The organism is Shewanella sp. Isolate7 (genome assembly GCF_022398425.1).
Taxonomy (GTDB): domain Bacteria; phylum Pseudomonadota; class Gammaproteobacteria; order Enterobacterales; family Shewanellaceae; genus Shewanella.
Genome location: NZ_JAKEVJ010000074.1, coordinates 1 through 19,421, shown reverse-complemented (window position 1 = coordinate 19,421; position 19,421 = coordinate 1). Strand labels below are relative to the sequence as shown.

Below are 19,421 nucleotides of genomic sequence, written 5' to 3'. Positions count from 1 at the left end.
TCTTTGCATCCACGCCAATGTGAGCTTTCATACCGAAGTGCCATTCATTGCCTTTTTTAGTCTGATGCATGTCCGGGTCACGTTCATTCTTTTTATTTTTAGTGGAGCTGGGTGCTTGAATAATCGTGGCATCTACCAATGTTCCTTGCGTCATCATCACACCGCAATCCGACAGCCATTGATTGACCGTTTGGAATAACTTACGAGTGAGTTTGTGTTTTTCCAGCAAGTGCCKGAAATTCATRATGGTRGTGCGGTCAGGAATGGCTTTATCCAGTGACAGTTGTGCAAACTGACGCATCGAAGCAATCTCGTAAAGCGCATCTTCCATCGCCTCATCACTCAGACTGTACCATTGCTGCATACAGTGAATGCGGAACATCGTTTCCAGTGGATAGGGACGACGACCATTGCCCGCTTTTGGATAAAAGGGCTCAATCACTTCCAGCAGTTGAGTCCATGGTAACAGGTTGTCCATCCGAGATAAGAAAATCTCTTTATCGTAAAGCGCATCTTCCATCGCCTCATCACTCAGACTGTACCATTGCTGCATACAGTGAATGCGGAACATCGTTTCCAGTGGATAGGGACGACGACCATTGCCCGCTTTTGGATAAAAGGGCTCAATCACTTCCAGCAGTTGAGTCCATGGTAACAGGTTGTCCATCCGAGATAAGAAAATCTCTTTACGGGTCTGGCGGCGCTTGCTGGAAAACTCACTATCGGCAAAAGTTAACTGTTGGCTCATGGACGGTAATGGCTGTGATTTACTATGTAGCTATGATCTCACATCAGGGACTTATTCGCATCTTCCCTAGCCTGCTTATTTTGTTCAACGCTGCAACTCCTGCCATGATTTCAGCGACTTGAGCGTTGTAATCACGAAGACTCAGTTTGCCGTTGATGAGTTGCTTATAGCGATACATAGCTGTTTCTGACAGCGACCGCTCATGATAGCCACAATCATGCTTCCACGATGTTAACTGACCCGTTTTAAGCGCATCTACGGCCTTGTTTCGTGGATGCTCACCACGCCAATATCCTGCATTCTTTCTTGGCGGTATGGTGGCTGTAATGCCTTTTCGCTGAAGCACTGCGTAGCAATGCTTTGTATCATAGGCTCCATCGGCAGAGACTTGCATTATCTTGCGACGAAGTGGGTTAATGAGCGTAGGGAGTGCTTCACAGTCATGCACGTTATCCAGCGATGCGACCGCACTCACTATCTCGTGAGTATCGGCATCTACAGCCAAGTGCACCTTGCGCCATGTACGCCGTTTCTCCTTACCATGCTTACGGATTTTCCATTCTCTTTCACCGAAGACCTTCAGCCCTGTCGCATCAATCACAATATGTCTGGCAGGTCCCTTAGAGCGTAGGCGGTAGTTGACCTCAACCGTCTTAGCTCGCTTGCTGATACAGCTATAGTCGGGCGACTTAAGGTCAACATCCATCAGCCGAAATATCGAGTTGATGAAGCCTTACAAGGCACGCAGAGGTAACTTAAACACGCCCGTTATCATGAGCGCAGAGCTGATGGCAGAGTCACATTGCTTCGACCTCTGCGCCCAGAAGGGTGTTGATTGTACCAGTACTTGATAGCAGCATCGTCCATCCAAAAGGTTAACGAACCTCTTTGAGTTAAGGCTTGATTGTATTGCTTCCAGTTGGTGATTTTGCCCTTGGCTGTGCCCATGATTGTGCCCATGATGTGACCTGATTGTAAGCTTTCACGATCAGATCGCAGATGAGCAAAATAGTTCAATTTGATTTAGGCAACAACGCCAAAACAGTACATCAAACAAGGGATAGGTCACTTTAGTTGCCTGTCGATGGTCTTCAATATATTCGAAGTGCTTGGTAAGGGAAAGAAGGCTCATGATAGGATCTCTGCAAAAGAGGGTATATGATCACAACGTCATCAAATTGAAAAGCTTTATCTCATTTGATTGGCTAAAATTTGTTCACAATCTCACCCTGGGTAAGGCCATGAGTGTTTTTTGAACTCAAATCGAACCATTTAAAAGCAACTCATCAAAAAGGGCGAGCTCAAAAGATAATACCGACCGTTTAGCTACTCGACCGATCCTACAGAGACTCCATAATCGGTTGTAAACGTAAGTTACGGCCGCTTCTTTATTCCTGAATTAGCAAAAAAGCTACGAATCTCTGCTCGACTTTTTCACCTAAATCATGTTGAGAATTAATCTACATTAGCCTACTCACTTTAGCACAATTATGAATGAGTTTGCTGGAGCATTAATAAAGAATCTAACTTTGCCGTCACGGCATCGACTGTGATTTTTTCCATTAGATGCTCACCTTTAGCGCGAGTTCCCCAAGCAACCTGAGTATCAAACTGCTCGGCAATCGCCTCATCATAGACGCTGACCACACTCTCTAAACAAGTGTAGGGCCCGGTGCGCCCAGGATTGGAGTGGGCGTAGAGGCCTATCACGGGCGTACCCTGAGTCACCGCCATATGGGCCGGCCCAGTGTCTGGCGCCAGGACTATGCTCGCCTGTTTCAGCAGCGCCAAGAGTTGTGTCAATGAGGTCTTGCCCACCTGATTCTCGATACGGGCATCGCCATGTGTAACTATGGTTTCGGCAAGCTCACGCTCCATAGAGACCGGACCACCGCAGAGCAGCACACGATAACCTTTCTCCAACGCATGGTCGGCCACCTTGGCATAACGCTCGGGCAGCCAGTTGCGCTCGGCCTTACTGGCGGCGGCGCAGATAATCAATGTTTTGTCTCCATCGGGGATAAGCTCGCGCGCAAACTCGGTATCGGCAACGGGCACAGGAATATTCCACTTAGGCGCAAGATCCGTGACGCCCACAGCCTTGGCAAAGCCCATGAAGCCCTCGAGCACATGGGGAGTCGCCAGCGGCTCGACCCTATGATTGGTCACCAGCCACTGCCCCTCCTTGGCCCTGGCACGATCGAACCCTAAGCGCACCTTGGCCGAGATGGCCAAGGATGCGATGGTTGCCCTCAGCGCCACCTGCATGTGTAGCAGCACATCGAATCTACGTCCCTTAAACGCCTTGCGTAGGTTAAAGTAACTGCGCCAGCCCTGAGACTTATCGAAGATCACAAACTCGATACCCGGCAGATGCTTAAGCAACTGATATTCCACCTTGCCGATCACCCAGGTGATCTTAAGATCGGGATACTGACGCTGAATCGCCTGCACCATGGCCACCGCATGACACACGTCACCGATGGCAGATAAACGTAAGAGACACAAAGAGTGGGCAGTCTGCAAATTCAAGCTCATATTGGGGCCGCTGAGAAATAGTAAGGGTGTAAGGATCCGCAACGAGTTTAATGTAGAATGTCCCTAGGTTCCATGGTTAGGCCGCCATAGGGACCAACTTTCTTTAGAACCCGTGGCCCTGTTAACCGGCCGGATGACACTATGAAGATCCACGACACCAACATTTCAGACGTTAAGCTGCTCGAGCCTCAGGTGTTCGGCGATGAGCGCGGCTGTTTTTTCGAAACCTTTCGCGAGCGATGGTTTAAGGAGCATCTGGTTGATCTCGATTTCGTGCAGGAAAATCAGAGCCATTCACTACAGGGCACGCTTAGGGGGCTGCACTATCAACTCAGCCAGCCCCAAGGCAAGCTTATCCGCGTGGTCAGCGGCGAGATCTTCGATGTGTGTATCGACCTGCGTCGCAGCAGCCCAAGTTTCGGCCAGTGGACGGGGCATAGACTCTCTGCCGATAACAAGTACCAGCTCTGGGTTCCGCCAGGATTCGCCCACGGCTTCTATGTCATCTCACCCGAGGCTCACTGCCTCTACAAGTGCACCGACTATTACGCCCCCAATGATGAACATGGCATCAGATGGGACGATGAAACGCTAGCCATATCCTGGCCAGTGCAAACAGGAGTAATGCCTATACTCTCGCCCAAGGATGCCGCCGCGGGCCGTTTCGCCGGGGCCAGTTACTATGAGTAAATTGCACTCTCACCCGCTGGCCGGGCACAATATCTTAATCACCGGCGGCGCGGGCTTCATCGGCTCGGCCCTTATCCGTCACCTCATCAAACAAGGTGACTGCCGCGTCGTCAATTATGACAAGCTCACCTATGCCGGCAACCTGCTATCGCTAACGGCCGTCGAGCAAGATCCCAACTATCATTTCATCCAGGCCGATATCAATGATGGTGATACCCTGGGCGCGGCACTGAGGCAACATGAGATAGATCTGGTTATCCACCTGGCGGCAGAGACCCATGTGGATCGCTCTATCGAAGGCCCCAGAGCCTTTATCGACACCAATATCGTCGGCACCTTCGAGCTGTTGCAGCAGTGTCTGCAATATTTTCGCAGCCTGCCGGAGGACGTTGCAGCACGCTTTCGTCTGCATCATGTCTCCACCGACGAGGTGTTTGGCGATCTAGGCGCCCCAGACAAATCCGGTAAAGCCCAATTTTTTAGCGAGCAGTCCCCCTACGCGCCTAGCTCCCCCTACTCCGCCAGCAAGGCCGCGGCTGATCACCTGGTACGGGCCTGGCATCGCACCTACGGCCTGCCGGTTGTGCTATCAAACTGCTCCAACAACTATGGCCCCTACCAATATCCAGAGAAGCTGATCCCCGTGACACTGCTCAACGTCCTGCAGGGAAAACCTATCCCCCTCTACGGCGATGGTAAGCAGGTCCGCGACTGGTTATTTGTAGAGGATCATGCCGAGGCCCTATGCCAGGTGGCTGACAAGGGCGAGTTAGGTGAAAGCTACAACATAGGCGGCATGAATGAGATGACCAATCTGGATGTGGTCAGCCTCATCTGCGACCTGTTGAATCAAAAGGTCGATAAGAAACCAGGCAACATCAGCGACTTCAAGCAACTGATCAGTTTCGTTCAGGACAGGCCGGGGCACGATACCCGTTACGCCATTGATGCCAGTAAGCTCAGCGATAAATTGGGCTGGCAGCCAAGTGAAAGCTTCGCCAGCGGCCTTGAGAAAACCGTGAACTGGTATCTGATGCATCTGGATTGGTGCCATCGGGTGGTGAGGCAGTCTTAATGGGCCAGGCACGATGAGAAAAATATTGGTGATCGGTCGCCTGGGGCAGGTTGCCCAGGCACTCAAGGCGACTCAGCCTAACGACTACCGGGTGGACTACCTGGGCCGCGAAGCTCTGGATATCAGAAACCGCCAGAGGATCGCGCAGGTTTTACAGCAAGAAAGCTATGAGCAAGTCATCAATGCCAGCGGCTATACCCAGGTCGATGCCGCCGAGACAGACAGCCAGGCGGCGTTTGCCCTCAATCACCTGGCGGTGAAGGCGTTAGCCGACTGCTGCGCCGAGCATGGGGTTAGGCTCATCCACCTCTCCAGCGACTATGTGTTCGATGGTCGGCAAAACAGACCCTATCGGCCAGATGATACGCCCCAGCCCCTGAACCTTTATGGCAAGTCCAAGTGGCGCGGCGAGCTGGCGGTGCTAAGCAATGCTTCGAGTCAAGCTCAAGAGCAGGGGAAAGGCTATGCCTGCATAGTGCGCACCGCCTGGCTCTACTCAGCCTACGGGCAGAACTTCGTCAAAACCATGCTGAAGCTGATGGCTCAGGGCAAGCCCGTTAAGATCATCGACGATCAGTGGGGCACACCAACCTCGGCAATCGCCCTGAGTGAGTTTATTTGGCAACTCACTGAACTCTCTCATCTCGATCCCATCTATCATTGGAGCGATCTCGGGGTCACCAACTGGTATGAATTTGCCCGCGAGACAGGCCTGCAGGCCTACAACCTGGGCCTGATAGCTCAAGCGACTAAGATTAGCCCCACCAGCACCCAAGACTATGGCGCACCAGCACCTCGCCCTCCCTACAGCGCGCTGGATTGCAGCCAATCACAAACCATTCTGCCCGCCAAGCCTTGGCAAGTGAATCTTAGCCAGGTACTGCAACAACTGCTGAAAGAGGGCTGACAGGGCGCCAATATCGGGTACAATTCCCCATAGCGACCACCCAAGCCCGTTGAGCCAGTAAATCTATGCAAATAAAACCTACCGATGCCGGTTGTATCGTCTTTAACCAGCCTTCGCTCAAGGCGATCACCCCTGATTGGTTTACCTTCGATTACTGGCAAGAGCTAGGCGCCATCACAGGCTCTTCGACGGGGCGTTACACCACCTGGTTTGTCAATCCTCATCCATTGAGCCAGGCGCCCGAGGAGGAGTGGGTACTCAGGCACTACTATCGTGGTGGCATGATGGAGAAATTCAGCCGCGATGCGTATCTCTATACTGGGCTAAAGCGCTGCCGGGCAATCGCGGAATTCACTCTGCTGGAGCAGCTGTTTGAAGAAGGGTTTGCCGTACCTGAGCCGGTGGCGGCGCAGATCCAGCGCAGCGGTCCCTATTACCGCGGCGATATCATCATCAAGCGGATACCGGGTGCGCGCGATCTTGTGGCCAGACTAGAGCAGTCACCTATGTCTGCGGAGCTTTGGCAGGCGCTCGGTGCATGTATCGCCAAGTTTCATCACCGCGGCGTCTACCACGCGGATCTCAATGCCAAGAACATACTGCTCGCCGATGACAACTTTACCCTGATCGACTTCGATCGCGGCGCCCTCAAGCAGCCAGACAGCAGGTGGCAACAGGCCAACCTAGACCGCCTGCTACGCTCCTTCAACAAGGAAAAGGGCAAGGCACCCCAACTACACTTTACCCAGGAAAATTGGCAGCAGCTGTTAGCGGGTTATGCAAAGGCATAACCTAGCCCCTGCGCTTCAATGCGCGACGGGGCTTAGATTAGGCCTTAAGCAGCTCACTCGCCAGGGCAAACTGGGCCGCCAACGCCCCCTTGTTGGCCTCGACCACCTCGAGCCCTGCCTCTCTGGCACTCAGATAGGCCGCCTTATCATCAAACTTATGCACCAAGGCCTGAGCCAGCTCATCGCCATTCTGCACCAGCGTCAATGAGCCCGCCTCCTTGAGCAGCCCTGTGATCTCGGCAAAGTCCCAATGGTGAGGCCCCACATAGACAGGCAGACCTATGGCCGCCGGCTCCAGCGGATTATGACCGCCATTCTCGATCAGGGTACCACCGACGAAGGCCTGATCCGCCGCGCCATAGAAGCTCAACAACTCGCCCATGGTGTCGCCGAGTAGCACCTGAGTCTGCTCATCTACCACCTCTTGACGACTACGTCGCGCCAGCACCAGCCCCGCAGCCTTGACCCGGCTTGCCGCCGCATCAAACTGCTCCGGATGCCGGGGCACCAAGACCATTAGCGCGTGAGGAAACCGCATCAACAGACTCTTATGCGCGGCAAGCATGATGTCGAACTCGCCTGGGTGCACACTGCCCGCGACCCAGACAGGGGTCTCCATACGTTGCCACTGCTGACGTAGCCCCTTGGCCTGCTCGAGCAAGTCTGGCGCTATGGTGAGGTCGAACTTAAGACTGCCTGTGACCTTTACCCGCTCGGCATCGACCCCAAGGGCGATGAAACGCTGCGCCGCCTGGGGCGACTGGGCGGCGATTAGATCCAGAGAACGCAGCATGGGAAGCGACAGCTTGGGCCTAGCGTGATACTGATTCGCCGACTTCTCCGACAAGCGAGCATTAGCCAACATCAGCTTGATCCCTCGGCGCTTGGCCTGATGGATAAGATTAGGCCACAGCTCAGTCTCCATGATGATAATTTGTTTGGGTTGCAGCTGGCCCAGAAAGCGCACCACACACAGGGGCAGATCGAAGGGCAGGTAACAGTGCTGCACCGACTCGCCGAAGGCCTTGAGCACCTCGGCCGAACCAGTCGGGCTGGTCGTGGTGATAGTGAGTTTAAGATCTGGGTTGACGGCCTGTATCTGCTTAATGAGCGGAATCGCCGCCAAGGTTTCCCCCATGGAGACCGAATGAATCAGCAGATCTGCCTTCGAAAGCTTGGCCAAACCGAAACGCTCGCCCCAGCGACCACGGTAATCCGGGCTCTTAACCGCCCTAATCACCAAATAAAGAATGAGCAGGGGGCTTAGCAGATACAGCAAGATTGAATAGAGGGTACGATTCATAGGGCTCGGCACTTAGACAGGGGCAATTTACTCATAGGGCTTAATAGTAACATATGCCTGACGCCGACGGGCGGCAAACGCCAATAACCCGATACAGCGTTAGTCAAATTGATAAAAGGAGTGAAAAACAGGGTGTTAATCTTAACTGGTCTGAGTAGCCATAGATTGACTTTTACCCGCTGGCTGATAAGTTGCAACTGGAGCCTTTACTCGAATGTAGCCAATTATCCAGTCCGCCTATTCGCTTGAGTGCGCTGGTAGATAACCGACCTGACTTAGGATCAAGATGAAAACCCGCGATAAAATCGTCCATGCCGCCCTGGCCCTGTTTAACGAACATGGTGAGCGCAGCATCACCACCAACCATATTGCCGCGCATCTGGGGATCAGCCCGGGCAACCTCTACTACCATTTCCGCAATAAAGAAGACATTATTCGCTCCATCTTCAGCCTCTATGAGCAGCACCTAGAGACAGGCTTTCAGCCCTATGAAGGCAAGAAGGTGGATGTCGACCTCTTGATCGGCTACTTCGATGCCCTCTTCTACACCCTGTGGCAGTTCCGTTTCATGTACGCCAACCTGGTGATCATCCTCAGCCGCGACGAAGAGCTCAACAAACGCTATACGGTCACCCATGAACAGGTACTCAAGAAGGCCACCAGCATTCTTAGCCAGTTGAAACAAGATGGCGTAGTGGTGTTGGAAGATGCCGAGATCACCCCTTTGGCCGACACCATCCGTATGGTGGCCTGTTTCTGGATCAGCAACCAGCTCACCCACTCGGAAGCCACCCAGATCACTAAGACCTCGCTCTACGAGGGTCTGCTAAGGGTATTGATGATCTTCAAGGCTTACGCCAGCGATTCCGCCAAACCCACCTTCATCAGGCTGGAGCAACACTACCAGGCCCTGGCTAAGGCTGAACAAGAGGAAGACTAGGCGAGCATTGGCTGCGCGCCAGCCTCTACAGCCATCAGATACCGCCAGTTGTGATATTTCGCATTATTTTTTGTTATGCGAAAGTTGCACATGCACTAACTTAGTTAATAGCGCAAAAAAAAATGTGGCGCCGGCCGGGTTTAAGGTTAGAATTCGGCCAGCCTAGCGCGATCCATATCCCAGGCGTCCCCTTTTCCGACAGGCTTGTCGGCAACAATAGATGGTCGAAACTGAACTAGACTTAATCATTCATCGACGGGGCGATACCTGGCTATGACAAGCCTGACTTATGCGTTAAACATGGTTCCTAACTTATCGCCTTTCCTCGAGTCTATCTGCCAAGCGTGCAGAGCCGAGCAAAGCATACAAAAATAAAACGAGACAGAAAGAAGGAGACTACAGGTGGCAACGACCTCATTCTACGATCAAATCAATCAGCAGCTGGCTGAAGTGAAAGCGGAAGGCTTATACAAGAGCGAGCGCGTTATTGCCTCTCCTCAGAAGACTGAAATCCAAGTCAACGGCCACGAAGTGATGAACTTCTGCGCCAACAACTACCTTGGCCTGGCCAATCACCCCGAACTGATCGCCGCCGCCCAGCAAGGCCTGAGCGATCACGGCTTCGGCATGGCGTCTGTGCGCTTCATCTGTGGTACCCAAGATATTCATAAGCAACTCGAAGCCAGCCTGAGCGAATTCCTCGGCATGGAAGACACCATCCTTTACTCTTCTTGCTTCGACGCTAATGCCGGCCTATTCGAGACCCTACTCGGCGCCGAAGACGCCATCGTCTCAGATGCCCTGAACCACGCCTCTATCATCGACGGTGTGCGTCTGTGTAAGGCCAAGCGTTTCCGCTATGCCAACAACGACATGGCCGATCTGGAAGCACAGCTGCAGGCGGCAAAGGCAGCCGGTGCGCGCCACATTCTGATCGCCACCGACGGCGTATTCTCAATGGACGGCGTCATCGCCAACCTTAAGGGCGTTTGCGATCTGGCTGATAAATATGGCGCCCTGGTCATGGTGGACGACTCGCACGCCGTAGGTTTCATCGGTCAAAACGGCCGCGGCACCCACGAATATTGCGACGTGATGGACAGAGTCGACATCATCACAGGTACCCTGGGCAAGGCCCTTGGCGGCGCATCGGGCGGATTTACCTCCGCCAAGAAAGAGGTGATCGACTGGCTGCGTCAACGCTCACGTCCTTACCTCTTCTCTAACTCACTGGCACCTTCTATCGTCACCGCCTCGATTCATGTGCTGGAGATGCTCAAGTCTGGCCAGGCGCTGCGTGAAGCCGTATGGGAAAACAGCCGTTACTTCCGCGAGAAGATGACAGAAGCAGGCTTTACTCTGGGCGGCGCCGACCACGCCATCATCCCTGTGATGATTGGCGATGCCAAGCTGGCCAGCGACTTCGCTAACCGTCTGCTGGAAGAGAACATCTATGTGATCGGCTTCTCCTTCCCTGTGGTACCTAAGGGCCAGGCCCGTATTCGTACCCAGATGTCTGCCGCCCACACCCGCGAGCAGCTCGATCGCGCCATCGATGCCTTCACCCGCATCGCTAAAGAGATGGGAATTATCTAGGAGTCTATCGATGAAAGCCCTTAGCAAACTCAAGCCTGAAGAAGGCATCTGGATGGTTGATGCACCAAAACCTGAAGTTGGCCACAACGATCTGCTGATCAAAATTCGTAAGACCGCCATCTGTGGCACCGACGTACATATCTACAACTGGGACGAATGGTCGCAAAACACGATCCCCGTCCCTATGGTGGTCGGCCACGAATACGTGGGCGAAGTGGTCGAGATTGGCCAGGAAGTCCGTGGCTTCCAGATTGGCGATCGCGTATCGGGCGAAGGCCACATCACCTGTGGTCACTGCCGCAACTGCCGCGCGGGCCGTACTCACCTGTGCCGCAACACCTCGGGCGTAGGCGTTAACCGCGAAGGCGCATTTGCCGAGTATCTGGTGATCCCGGCCTTCAACGCCTTTAAGATCCCCGACGATATCTCTGACGATCTGGCCTCAATCTTCGATCCTTTCGGCAATGCGGTACACACGGCGCTGTCGTTCGATCTCGTGGGCGAAGATGTACTGATCACAGGCGCAGGCCCTATCGGCATCATGGCAGCAGCCGTCTGTCGTCATGTTGGCGCACGCCATGTGGTGATCACAGATGTAAACGAGTACCGCCTCGAACTGGCCAAGAAGATGGGCGCCACCCGCGCCGTCAATGTGGCCAAAGAGAAGCTGGAAGATGTGATGCAGGAACTGGGCATGACCGAAGGCTTCGATGTGGGTCTGGAGATGTCCGGCGTACCGGCCGCCTTCCACTCTATGCTGGATACCATGAACCACGGCGGCAAGATCGCCATGCTGGGTATTCCCGGCGGTGACATGGCTATCGACTGGAGCAAGGTGATCTTCAAGGGCCTCATCATCAAAGGGATCTACGGCCGTGAGATGTTTGAGACCTGGTACAAGATGGCCAGCCTGATCCAATCTGGGCTGGATATCTCCCCTATCATCACACATCACTACAAAGTCGATGATTTCCAAGCAGGTTTCGACGCCATGCGCTCGGGCCAGTCGGGCAAGGTGATCCTCAGCTGGGATTAATCCCCCGAACCACCCGCAACCGGGGCTGTACTCTCACGGCCCCATGTTGCACACTTATCCTATCCCTCTTTTGCTTTACAGGTTGACTATGTCTGCTTTTCAACACCTGAGTGTCAATCAACTCATCCATATGCTGGAAGACAATGCCGAATTACAGGTGGTCGATATCCGCGACGGCGCCAGCTTCGAGACGGGGCAGATCCCCGGCTCCACCAACCTCAACAACGAAAACCTGGCACGCTACATCGCCGAGGCCAATATGGACAGCCCACTGGTAGTGGTCTGCTACCACGGCATCAGCAGCCAGAACGCCGCACAATACCTGCATGAGCAGGGTTTCGATGATGTCTATAGCCTGGACGGTGGCTTTCAGGCCTGGCGCGAAGCCCATTAATCACCCGAGGTGAATATGTTGGAACTTGGTCGTCTCCCCAATGAGCGCGCCGCCCAGGCGCTGATCGATTACCTCAAGGGCCAGGGCATAGATTGCCGGCTGCAACATGCCGAGCTTGGGGTCACTCTCTATGTCACCCGAGAGCAAGACTATGCCAAGGCGCGCCAGGAATATGAGCACTTTGTTCTTAATCCCTATGACGACAAGTACCTTCAGGCATCCTGGGAGAACGGCAGCACGGGCACCAAGCTAGATTACGGTGCCCCCGGCCTACAGCTGGCCACTCAGTTCCTGTCGGGCGCCGGCCCCTTGACCCTGAGCGTCATGCTGAGCTGCACGCTAATCTATCTCGGCTTTATCTTCGGCTTTGCCAACCCCATCTTCGAGGCGCTCTCCTTCTTCGGCGCCGTGCCAGGTAGTGATACCACTCAGATATGGCGAGTATTTACGCCGAGCCTAATGCACTTCTCCGCCATGCACATCATCTTCAACCTGCTCTGGTGGTGGTACTTAGGGGGCAAGATAGAGAACAAGCTGGGTGTCACACCGCTGGCGACCCTGCTGTTGATCGCCGGCACTCTACCGAATGTGCTGCAATATGCCATCGGCGGGCCCAACTTCGGTGGCCTCTCGGGCGTGGTCTATGCCGTGGTGGGCTACACCTGGATCATGGGGGTCAAACGTCCCGAGAAAGGCATCGGCCTGCCCCCTGCCTATATAGGCTTTATGTTGATCTGGCTGGTATTCGGCTTTACCGATATGTTCGGTCTCTCCATCGCGAACGGCGCCCATATCGGCGGCTTGATGGTAGGCCTGGCCCAAGGTTTTATCGACAGTCGCCGACTGACTTGATGCAAAGCTGAGATCAAAAAGGGCCCGGCAACATGCGGGCCCTCAAGCGCTTAACTCAGATCACGCCAGCTCAATCACCTTCTTCACCAGCTTATCTATGCCGATATGGGCCTGAGCGATATTCTCGGCCAACATATAGGCCGGTGTACTCACCAGTTTGCGCCCCTCATCGACAACTATCTGTTCGACATTGGCGTCCACATGCTCACCGCCCATCAGATTAAATGCATGAGCCGTCTCGCTGTCGTGGCCTATGGTGCCTTTGGCCTTCTCGCCATAGAGCTTAGGGATCATCACAGGCGAGATACAGATGAAGCCGACGGGCTTGTTCGCCTCGACAAATTCAGCGATGAAAGCCTGTACGCTGGGCGCCACCTCGCACTCGCTACCGACCACGGCAAAGTTACACAGGTTCTTCGCGGCGCCAAACCCACCGGGGATCACCAGGCCATCGAATGCCTGAACATCTAGCTCGTCCGTTGCCTTAATGTCGCCACGGGCGATGCGCGCCGATTCCACCAGCACGTTGCGATGCTCACCCACGGCCACCTCACCGGTGAGATGATTCACCACATGCATCTGCTCGATGTTAGGTGCAAAACATTGGTAACTCACTCCGGCCTGGGTCAGCGACAGCAGAGTCAATACCGCCTCATGAAGTTCGCTGCCATCGAACACTCCCGCGCCGCTTAATAAAACAGCAAATTTTTTCATTAAAAACTCCTTTAATAGACCGAATGGTTTTAACAACTAAATAACAAAAGGGTTGATCTGATTATTTTTCATGCTAAGTTAGTTCATCGACTCTAACAAGGCCGAACAATTTCGCCAAGTCAGAGCATTAATATGGATGACAAAATAATAAATCCACAAATTAGGAATTTTTACTCGGAAGTAATACCTAGTTCACACAAAAATACAATATAAAAGTAAATCAACAAGTTACATCACCCGCTTGTGTTCGTCGTCGTGATACCTACTCGCTGAAACTTTTTTAGCTCACAGACTTATCCACAGGCTGCTGAGTAATTTGCCGTGGCCGAAATCGCCCTAATATGGCATGCTAGCGCCATCATCGCATACCGAAAAAATAGATAAAATTATGCCTAATATCGCAAAAAACCCACTCATTCTTGTGGATGGTTCTTCCTATCTTTACCGCGCCTACTATGCGCCCCCCCATCTGACCAACTCCAAGGGTGAGGCCACGGGTGCCGTTTATGGCGTGATCAACATGCTACGCAGCCTGCTCAACCAATATAAGCCTACACAGATGGCGGTGGTGTTCGATGCCAAGGGGAAAACCTTCCGCAATGAGATGTATGCCGAATATAAGGCCCACAGACCGCCGATGCCAGACGATCTCAGGATGCAAATTGAGCCGCTACACCGCATCATTCGCGCCCTGGGGCTTCCTTTGGTCTGTATCCCCGGCGTCGAAGCCGACGATGTCATAGGCACCATCGCCAGGCAGGCCAGTCAGGAAGGTCGTGCCGTGCTGATCAGTACCGGCGATAAAGATATGGCGCAGCTGGTCGATGACAAGATCACCCTGATCAACACCATGACCAACACCATCCTCGGCCCTGATGAAGTGAGCGAGAAATTTGGTGTCGGCCCAGAGCTGATCATCGATCTCCTGGCCCTGCAAGGCGATAAGGCGGATAACATTCCCGGCCTACCCGGCGTCGGTGAGAAGACGGCGCTGGCGATGCTACAAGGTGTGGGCGGCGTCGACGCAATCCTTGCCAATCCAAACAAGATGCCAGAGCTCGGCTTCAGAGGCGCCAAGACGATGCCGGCCAAACTCGCCGAACATGGTGACATGCTTAAGCTCTCCTATGAGTTGGCAACCATCAAGTGTGACGTCGAGCTGGAGCAAGACTGGCACCAGCTCAATATTCAAGACGCGGATCGCGACGAGCTAATCAAATGCTACGGCGAGATGGAATTTAAACGCTGGCTGGCCGAGGTGTTAGACAATAAGTCTGGCAGCGACAGCCAAGAAGAAGCCGAAGAAGCGCCTGCGCCCCAGGCGATCGATGCCCAGTACGATACCATTCTGACTTGGGAAGCCTTCGACGAGTGGCTCAACGCCCTGGCAGCCGCACCGCTGTTTGCCTTAGATACGGAAACCACCAGCCTCAATTACATGGAGGCCAAGCTAGTCGGCCTATCTTTTGCCATCGAACCGGGCAAGGCCGCCTACCTACCGCTGGCCCACGATTATGCCGGTGCACCAGAGCAGCTCGACGGCGAGCAGGTACTCGCCAAACTCAAGCCACTCCTGGAAGACGCCAAGCTTCTCAAGGTGGGGCAAAACCTTAAATATGACATGAGCATACTGGCCAATGTCGGCATCACCCTCAAGGGAGTGGCCTTCGATACCATGCTCGAGTCCTATGTCTTTAATTCGGTCGCCTCTAAGCACAACATGGACGACCTGGCACTGAAATACCTGGGCCACAAGAATATCAGCTTCGAAGAGATCGCCGGCAAGGGCGTGAAGCAGTTAACCTTCAACCAGATCCCGCTAGAAACGGCGGCGCCTTACGCGGCCGAAGACGCCGATATCACACTTAGGTTACATCAACACCTCTGGCCGAGGCTGGAAAAAGCCAGCGAGCTGGCCAGCGTCTTTACCGACATTGAGCTGCCTCTGGTCACCATCCTGTCTCAGATTGAGCGTCAAGGGGTGTTGATCGACAGCATGTTGCTGGGTCAGCAGAGCGACGAACTGGCTCGCAAGATAGACGAGTTGGAACAGAAGGCCTACGAGATCGCCGGCGAGCCCTTTAACCTGGGGTCGACCAAACAGCTGCAGGCGCTCTTCTTCGAGAAGCTTGGCTACCCGGTATTGAAGAAGACCCCTAAAGGCGCGCCGTCCACCGCGGAAGAGGTACTGGTCGAGTTGGCACTGGATTATCCACTGCCCAAGATCATCCTGGAACACAGGAGTCTGTCGAAACTCAAGAGCACCTATACCGACAAGTTGCCGCTCATGGTCGATGGCAAGACTGGCCGCGTGCACACCAGCTATCATCAGGCGATTGCCGCCACGGGTCGCCTGTCATCAAGTGAACCTAACCTGCAGAATATCCCCATTCGTACCGAAGAGGGTCGCCGTATTCGCCACGCCTTCGTGGCACCCGAGGGACGCAAGATCCTCGCGGCCGACTATTCGCAGATAGAACTGAGGATCATGGCGCATCTGTCACAGGACAAGGGACTGCTGAGCGCCTTTGCCCAGGGCAAGGATATTCACAGGGCCACCGCCGCCGAAGTGTTCGACGTCGATTTTAGCGAGGTCACCAGCGAGCAACGCCGCCGCGCCAAGGCAGTCAACTTCGGTCTCATCTATGGCATGTCGGCCTTCGGCCTGGCGCGCCAGCTCGATATTCCACGCCACGAGGCCCAGCAATATATCGACATCTACTTCAAACGCTATCCGGGCGTGCTCAAGTATATGGAAGATACCCGCGCGGCTGCGGCCGAACAGGGCTATGTATCGACCCTCTATGGTCGTAGACTCTACCTGCCGGCTATCAAAGATAGAAACGCCATGCGTCGTCAGGCCGCCGAACGCGCCGCGATCAACGCCCCCATGCAGGGCACGGCTGCCGATATCATCAAGAAGGCCATGATCAATATCGCCCAGTGGATCGAGACAGAGACTCAGGGAGAGATCACCATGATCATGCAGGTGCACGATGAACTCGTGTTTGAGGTCGACGCCAACAAGGCCGACTCACTTAAACTCAAGGTGTGCGAACTAATGGCACAGGCCGCGTCACTGGATGTCGAGCTGCTGGCCGAGGCTGGCATTGGCGACAACTGGGAGCAGGCCCACTAGGCTGGATGCTTAGCGAACTAGCCTCGACAGGAACAATGTTCTAACGAGGCCATGTTTCAAGGAAACATTCGCTCAACGAAGCATTACCTCGAGGAAACAGTACCTAGAGAAGAAGATGCCCCGGCCCTGCCGGGGCATTTTTTATGCTGCCAGGCCTGTTTACCATGGGATTTCCCCTCTTTCCCCCCTTGGCACCGTAAAAATCGTCAAAAATAGTAATATTTTTTCACTTAAGTGGGCTTTTAAGCTAAACGGCTCTTTCAAAGGCATTTTTTGTAAATTTCAGATCAAAATCTGTGTCTTTATTGAGCACTTTTTTAGACGTTGCTCACATTATTGTCGTTTTTTACAAAAAACAGTTTCCCATAATACGGCCAATGAAGTATTATTCTCTGCGTAGGGTACAGAGGTTAAGATGTTCTATCTTTCAGACCTTTTTTTATTTCACGTTAAGTGAAATGCCAAATTATGGCGCCCCAGCAAGTTACTTGCTGGGGCTTTTTTTCGTCTGAAATTTATTTTAGAGCAAATGCTTTAATTGAGATGGGATTCGGGCTATCCTATGGCCACTGAGAACTGTTGGTCGATGACCAACAGAACTTGAGTCTTGTTGAAATTTAGCTTCTCCCCAAAAGAGCTAATGTATTTTTGCCGATGGCGTAGCCCTCGGCATTTTTTTTGCCCGCTCTCCTATCAGCTAGGGCCTGTTGATCTTTCAGGTTTAATTTTTGTTCAATCTCAACTCATTTTGCCCAAGGCGAGAGTCATGAAGCATAGTAGCACTATGTAAATGGCGAACAACGATGGGCAGGATGCGTTGAGACGAACCCCATGGGCAGCGTTTGAAGGCCATTTCTAAGGCGTTATCGCCAGTTTGTGTAACTTTGGTTGATAAGAACCACTACACAGCGCTGGCTCTGCCTTGTATAAATCACCTTCAAACTGCTGCAAAAGCAAACAGAAAAGGTCAACAGACCCTAAATACCAGGCATAAAAAAGCGCCCCCAATCTGGAGGCGCTCTCTATTCACACATCACTTAGCCTGAGCTACTCTTGCTCGGCGTCGGCCAAGGCCTCCATCAGCCAGTCTGGATGACACCATTCATTGAGAATACTGAGCACCTTAGGTTTACCCGTGCCCTTCAAGGAAGAAAATGGCTCCACCTTCACACCGTCGCCGAAATCCGCCAACGCCTTACGCACCTCGTTGACCGTCTTCATGCGGGCGCTCTGCGCCAGCTTGTCACACTTGGTCAGCAAGGCCAGCACTGGGATATCGCAATCGACCGCCCACTCTATCATCTGCATATCGAGATCTTTGAGTGGATGGCGAATATCCATCAATACTACCAGGCCGCTCAAGCAGGCACGCTCTTGCAGATATTGCCCCAGTGCCTGCTGCCATTTCTTCTTCATGGCCAAGGGCACCTGCGCGAAACCATAACCGGGCAAGTCTACCAAGCGTCTGTGCTCATCGAGCGCAAACACGTTGATCAGCTGGGTACGCCCAGGTGTCTTGCTGGTTCTTGCCAGGTTCTTCTGTTCGGTTAATTGGTTTAATGCGCTCGACTTTCCGGCATTAGAACGACCGGCAAAGGCAATTTCGACGCCTACATCACCGGGCAAGTGCTCATCCAGATGCGCAATATCCGGCGCACTGATCAAAAACTTGGCCTGTCGAAAATCGATACGAGAATCAGTCACTACCCACCCCAAAATTTGTTATTTCTTCAGTTTAAATATCGAAGACTTGCTTACATTTGCACAATTTCGTGTAAAATATTACCCCGATCACATAAATCATATTTTATCACGCTTGCAGGTCACTCTCGTAAGCTCAGGACAAAAAATTTAACTTAAAAGTTGGAACGCCATGAAAAAGTTCGCTATTGCGCTATCAATGTTAGCCACTCTATCAACTCCGGCTCTAGCAGCAGGTGATGCTGAAGCGGGAAAAACTAAAGCAATCATTTGTTCTGCCTGTCACGGTGTTGATGGTAACAGCATGATCGACATGTACCCCAAGCTTGCGGGTCAACAAGAAACTTATCTGAAGAAGCAGCTAACTGAACTGCGCCAAGCGGCGCATACAGGTGGCAAAGAAGGCCGTAACGATCCAATGATGAGCCCAATGGCGGCAGCATTATCAGATCAGGATATCGAAGATTTGGCGGCTTACTTCTCTTCACAAAAACTTGCAATGAGCGAAGTGAAAGATGTGCCTGAGCTAGGCGAGCAGCTATACAAGGGTGGCGACGCCGTACGTGGCGTGACCGCATGTATCGCCTGTCACGGTCCAAGTGGTCAAGGCTCAGAAGCAGCTGGCTTCCCAGCCATCGCGGGTCAACACGCTAACTATATCAAGATCCAGCTGAATAAGTTTCATGATACAAGTCGTAACAACGACTTAAACGGCATGATGCAAGACGTTGCCAAGAAGCTGACCAGCGAAGATATCGAAGCACTATCTAAATATATTTCAAGCATTAAGTAATTAATCGCTGGAAAGCGAAAGGGTGGTCAATACCACCCTTTTTTACCACCTTAAGTTTACGTTTACGTAAACTGTTGAAAATTGATGCTTGACATAGATCACAGATTTCGTTTTAATTGTGCCCGTACCGAGGTAAACCCAACTGTTTGTATAAAATCTATCTAATAACAATAAACAGATTTCGGTATGTGATTACATTTAAGA

General features: G+C 52.9%; 16 protein-coding genes and 1 pseudogene. 11 read left to right on the top strand and 6 right to left on the bottom strand.

The genetic code is table 11. The features are described from left to right. The 3 genes and pseudogenes from L1D47_RS16505 to L1D47_RS16490 all read right to left on the bottom strand — a co-directional run. Nucleotides 1-748: IS5 family transposase (locus L1D47_RS16505; RefSeq protein WP_239886084.1), on the bottom strand; the 748-nt coding region annotated here is incomplete at its 3' end. A gap of 43 nt (nucleotides 749-791) precedes the next feature. After that, a pseudogene (locus L1D47_RS16500) lies at nucleotides 792-1,696 on the bottom strand (IS5 family transposase). 540 nt (nucleotides 1,697-2,236) lie between these two features. Beyond that, the gene (locus L1D47_RS16490; RefSeq protein WP_239886083.1) at nucleotides 2,237-3,286 is read right to left on the bottom strand and encodes a glycosyltransferase family 9 protein; all 1,050 of its coding nucleotides are present in this window, start codon (nucleotides 3,284-3,286) and stop codon (nucleotides 2,237-2,239) included. A 141-nt stretch (nucleotides 3,287-3,427) separates the two neighbouring features. On the opposite strand from L1D47_RS16490, the gene rfbC reads away from it, so the two are divergent. From rfbC to L1D47_RS16470, 4 genes are all read left to right on the top strand, one after another. Further along, complete coding sequence (gene rfbC / locus L1D47_RS16485) at nucleotides 3,428-3,976, top strand: dTDP-4-dehydrorhamnose 3,5-epimerase (RefSeq protein ID WP_239886082.1); 549 nt, start codon at nucleotides 3,428-3,430, stop codon at nucleotides 3,974-3,976. Beyond that, complete coding sequence (gene rfbB, locus L1D47_RS16480) at nucleotides 3,969-5,051, top strand: dTDP-glucose 4,6-dehydratase (protein WP_239886081.1); 1,083 nt, start codon at nucleotides 3,969-3,971, stop codon at nucleotides 5,049-5,051. Before rfbC ends, rfbB begins: the two co-directional genes overlap by 8 nt. A 13-nt stretch (nucleotides 5,052-5,064) precedes the next feature. Then, complete coding sequence (gene rfbD, locus L1D47_RS16475; RefSeq protein WP_239886080.1) at nucleotides 5,065-5,958, top strand: dTDP-4-dehydrorhamnose reductase; 894 nt, start codon at nucleotides 5,065-5,067, stop codon at nucleotides 5,956-5,958. 65 nt (nucleotides 5,959-6,023) lie between these two features. Next, nucleotides 6,024-6,749, top strand: coding sequence for a 3-deoxy-D-manno-octulosonic acid kinase (locus L1D47_RS16470; protein ID WP_239886079.1), 726 nt, complete (start codon nucleotides 6,024-6,026; stop codon nucleotides 6,747-6,749). Between the two features lie 37 nt (nucleotides 6,750-6,786). Here the strand turns inward: L1D47_RS16470 and waaA are convergent, their stop codons facing one another. After that, nucleotides 6,787-8,052 (bottom strand): lipid IV(A) 3-deoxy-D-manno-octulosonic acid transferase, encoded by a 1,266-nt coding sequence (gene waaA, locus L1D47_RS16465; RefSeq protein ID WP_239886078.1) that lies wholly within the window; start codon nucleotides 8,050-8,052, stop codon nucleotides 6,787-6,789. Between the two features lie 286 nt (nucleotides 8,053-8,338). Here waaA and L1D47_RS16460 point away from each other — a divergent pair, with 286 nt between their 5' ends. From L1D47_RS16460 to glpG, 5 genes are all read left to right on the top strand, one after another. Further along, the gene (locus tag L1D47_RS16460; RefSeq protein WP_041508750.1) at nucleotides 8,339-8,992 is read left to right on the top strand and encodes a TetR/AcrR family transcriptional regulator; all 654 of its coding nucleotides are present in this window, start codon (nucleotides 8,339-8,341) and stop codon (nucleotides 8,990-8,992) included. A 402-nt stretch (nucleotides 8,993-9,394) separates the two neighbouring features. Then, nucleotides 9,395-10,588 carry a glycine C-acetyltransferase gene (locus L1D47_RS16455; protein WP_239886077.1) on the top strand — a complete coding sequence of 398 codons (1,194 nt, stop codon included), beginning with the start codon at nucleotides 9,395-9,397 and terminating at the stop codon, nucleotides 10,586-10,588. A 10-nt stretch (nucleotides 10,589-10,598) separates the two neighbouring features. Continuing rightward, complete coding sequence (gene tdh / locus L1D47_RS16450; RefSeq protein ID WP_041508748.1) at nucleotides 10,599-11,624, top strand: L-threonine 3-dehydrogenase; 1,026 nt, start codon at nucleotides 10,599-10,601, stop codon at nucleotides 11,622-11,624. An 88-nt stretch (nucleotides 11,625-11,712) separates the two neighbouring features. Then, nucleotides 11,713-12,018 (top strand): thiosulfate sulfurtransferase GlpE, encoded by a 306-nt coding sequence (gene glpE / locus L1D47_RS16445; RefSeq protein WP_239886076.1) that lies wholly within the window; start codon nucleotides 11,713-11,715, stop codon nucleotides 12,016-12,018. A 15-nt stretch (nucleotides 12,019-12,033) separates the two neighbouring features. Continuing rightward, nucleotides 12,034-12,870 carry a rhomboid family intramembrane serine protease GlpG gene (gene glpG, locus L1D47_RS16440; protein ID WP_239886075.1) on the top strand — a complete coding sequence of 279 codons (837 nt, stop codon included), beginning with the start codon at nucleotides 12,034-12,036 and terminating at the stop codon, nucleotides 12,868-12,870. A gap of 60 nt (nucleotides 12,871-12,930) precedes the next feature. Here the strand turns inward: glpG and elbB are convergent, their stop codons facing one another. Further along, on the bottom strand, nucleotides 12,931-13,584 hold the full coding sequence (gene elbB / locus L1D47_RS16435) for an isoprenoid biosynthesis glyoxalase ElbB (RefSeq protein WP_239886074.1): 654 nt from the start codon (nucleotides 13,582-13,584) through the stop codon (nucleotides 12,931-12,933). 388 nt (nucleotides 13,585-13,972) lie between these two features. Here elbB and polA point away from each other — a divergent pair, with 388 nt between their 5' ends. Next, the gene (gene polA, locus L1D47_RS16430) at nucleotides 13,973-16,723 is read left to right on the top strand and encodes a DNA polymerase I (RefSeq protein ID WP_239886073.1); all 2,751 of its coding nucleotides are present in this window, start codon (nucleotides 13,973-13,975) and stop codon (nucleotides 16,721-16,723) included. 1,047 nt (nucleotides 16,724-17,770) lie between these two features. Here polA and yihA read toward each other — a convergent pair. After that, nucleotides 17,771-18,427 (bottom strand): ribosome biogenesis GTP-binding protein YihA/YsxC, encoded by a 657-nt coding sequence (gene yihA, locus L1D47_RS16425; protein ID WP_239886072.1) that lies wholly within the window; start codon nucleotides 18,425-18,427, stop codon nucleotides 17,771-17,773. 169 nt (nucleotides 18,428-18,596) lie between these two features. On the opposite strand from yihA, the gene L1D47_RS16420 reads away from it, so the two are divergent. Beyond that, nucleotides 18,597-19,217, top strand: coding sequence for a c-type cytochrome (locus tag L1D47_RS16420; RefSeq protein WP_041508742.1), 621 nt, complete (start codon nucleotides 18,597-18,599; stop codon nucleotides 19,215-19,217). Nucleotides 19,218-19,421: the final 204 nt, after the last annotated feature.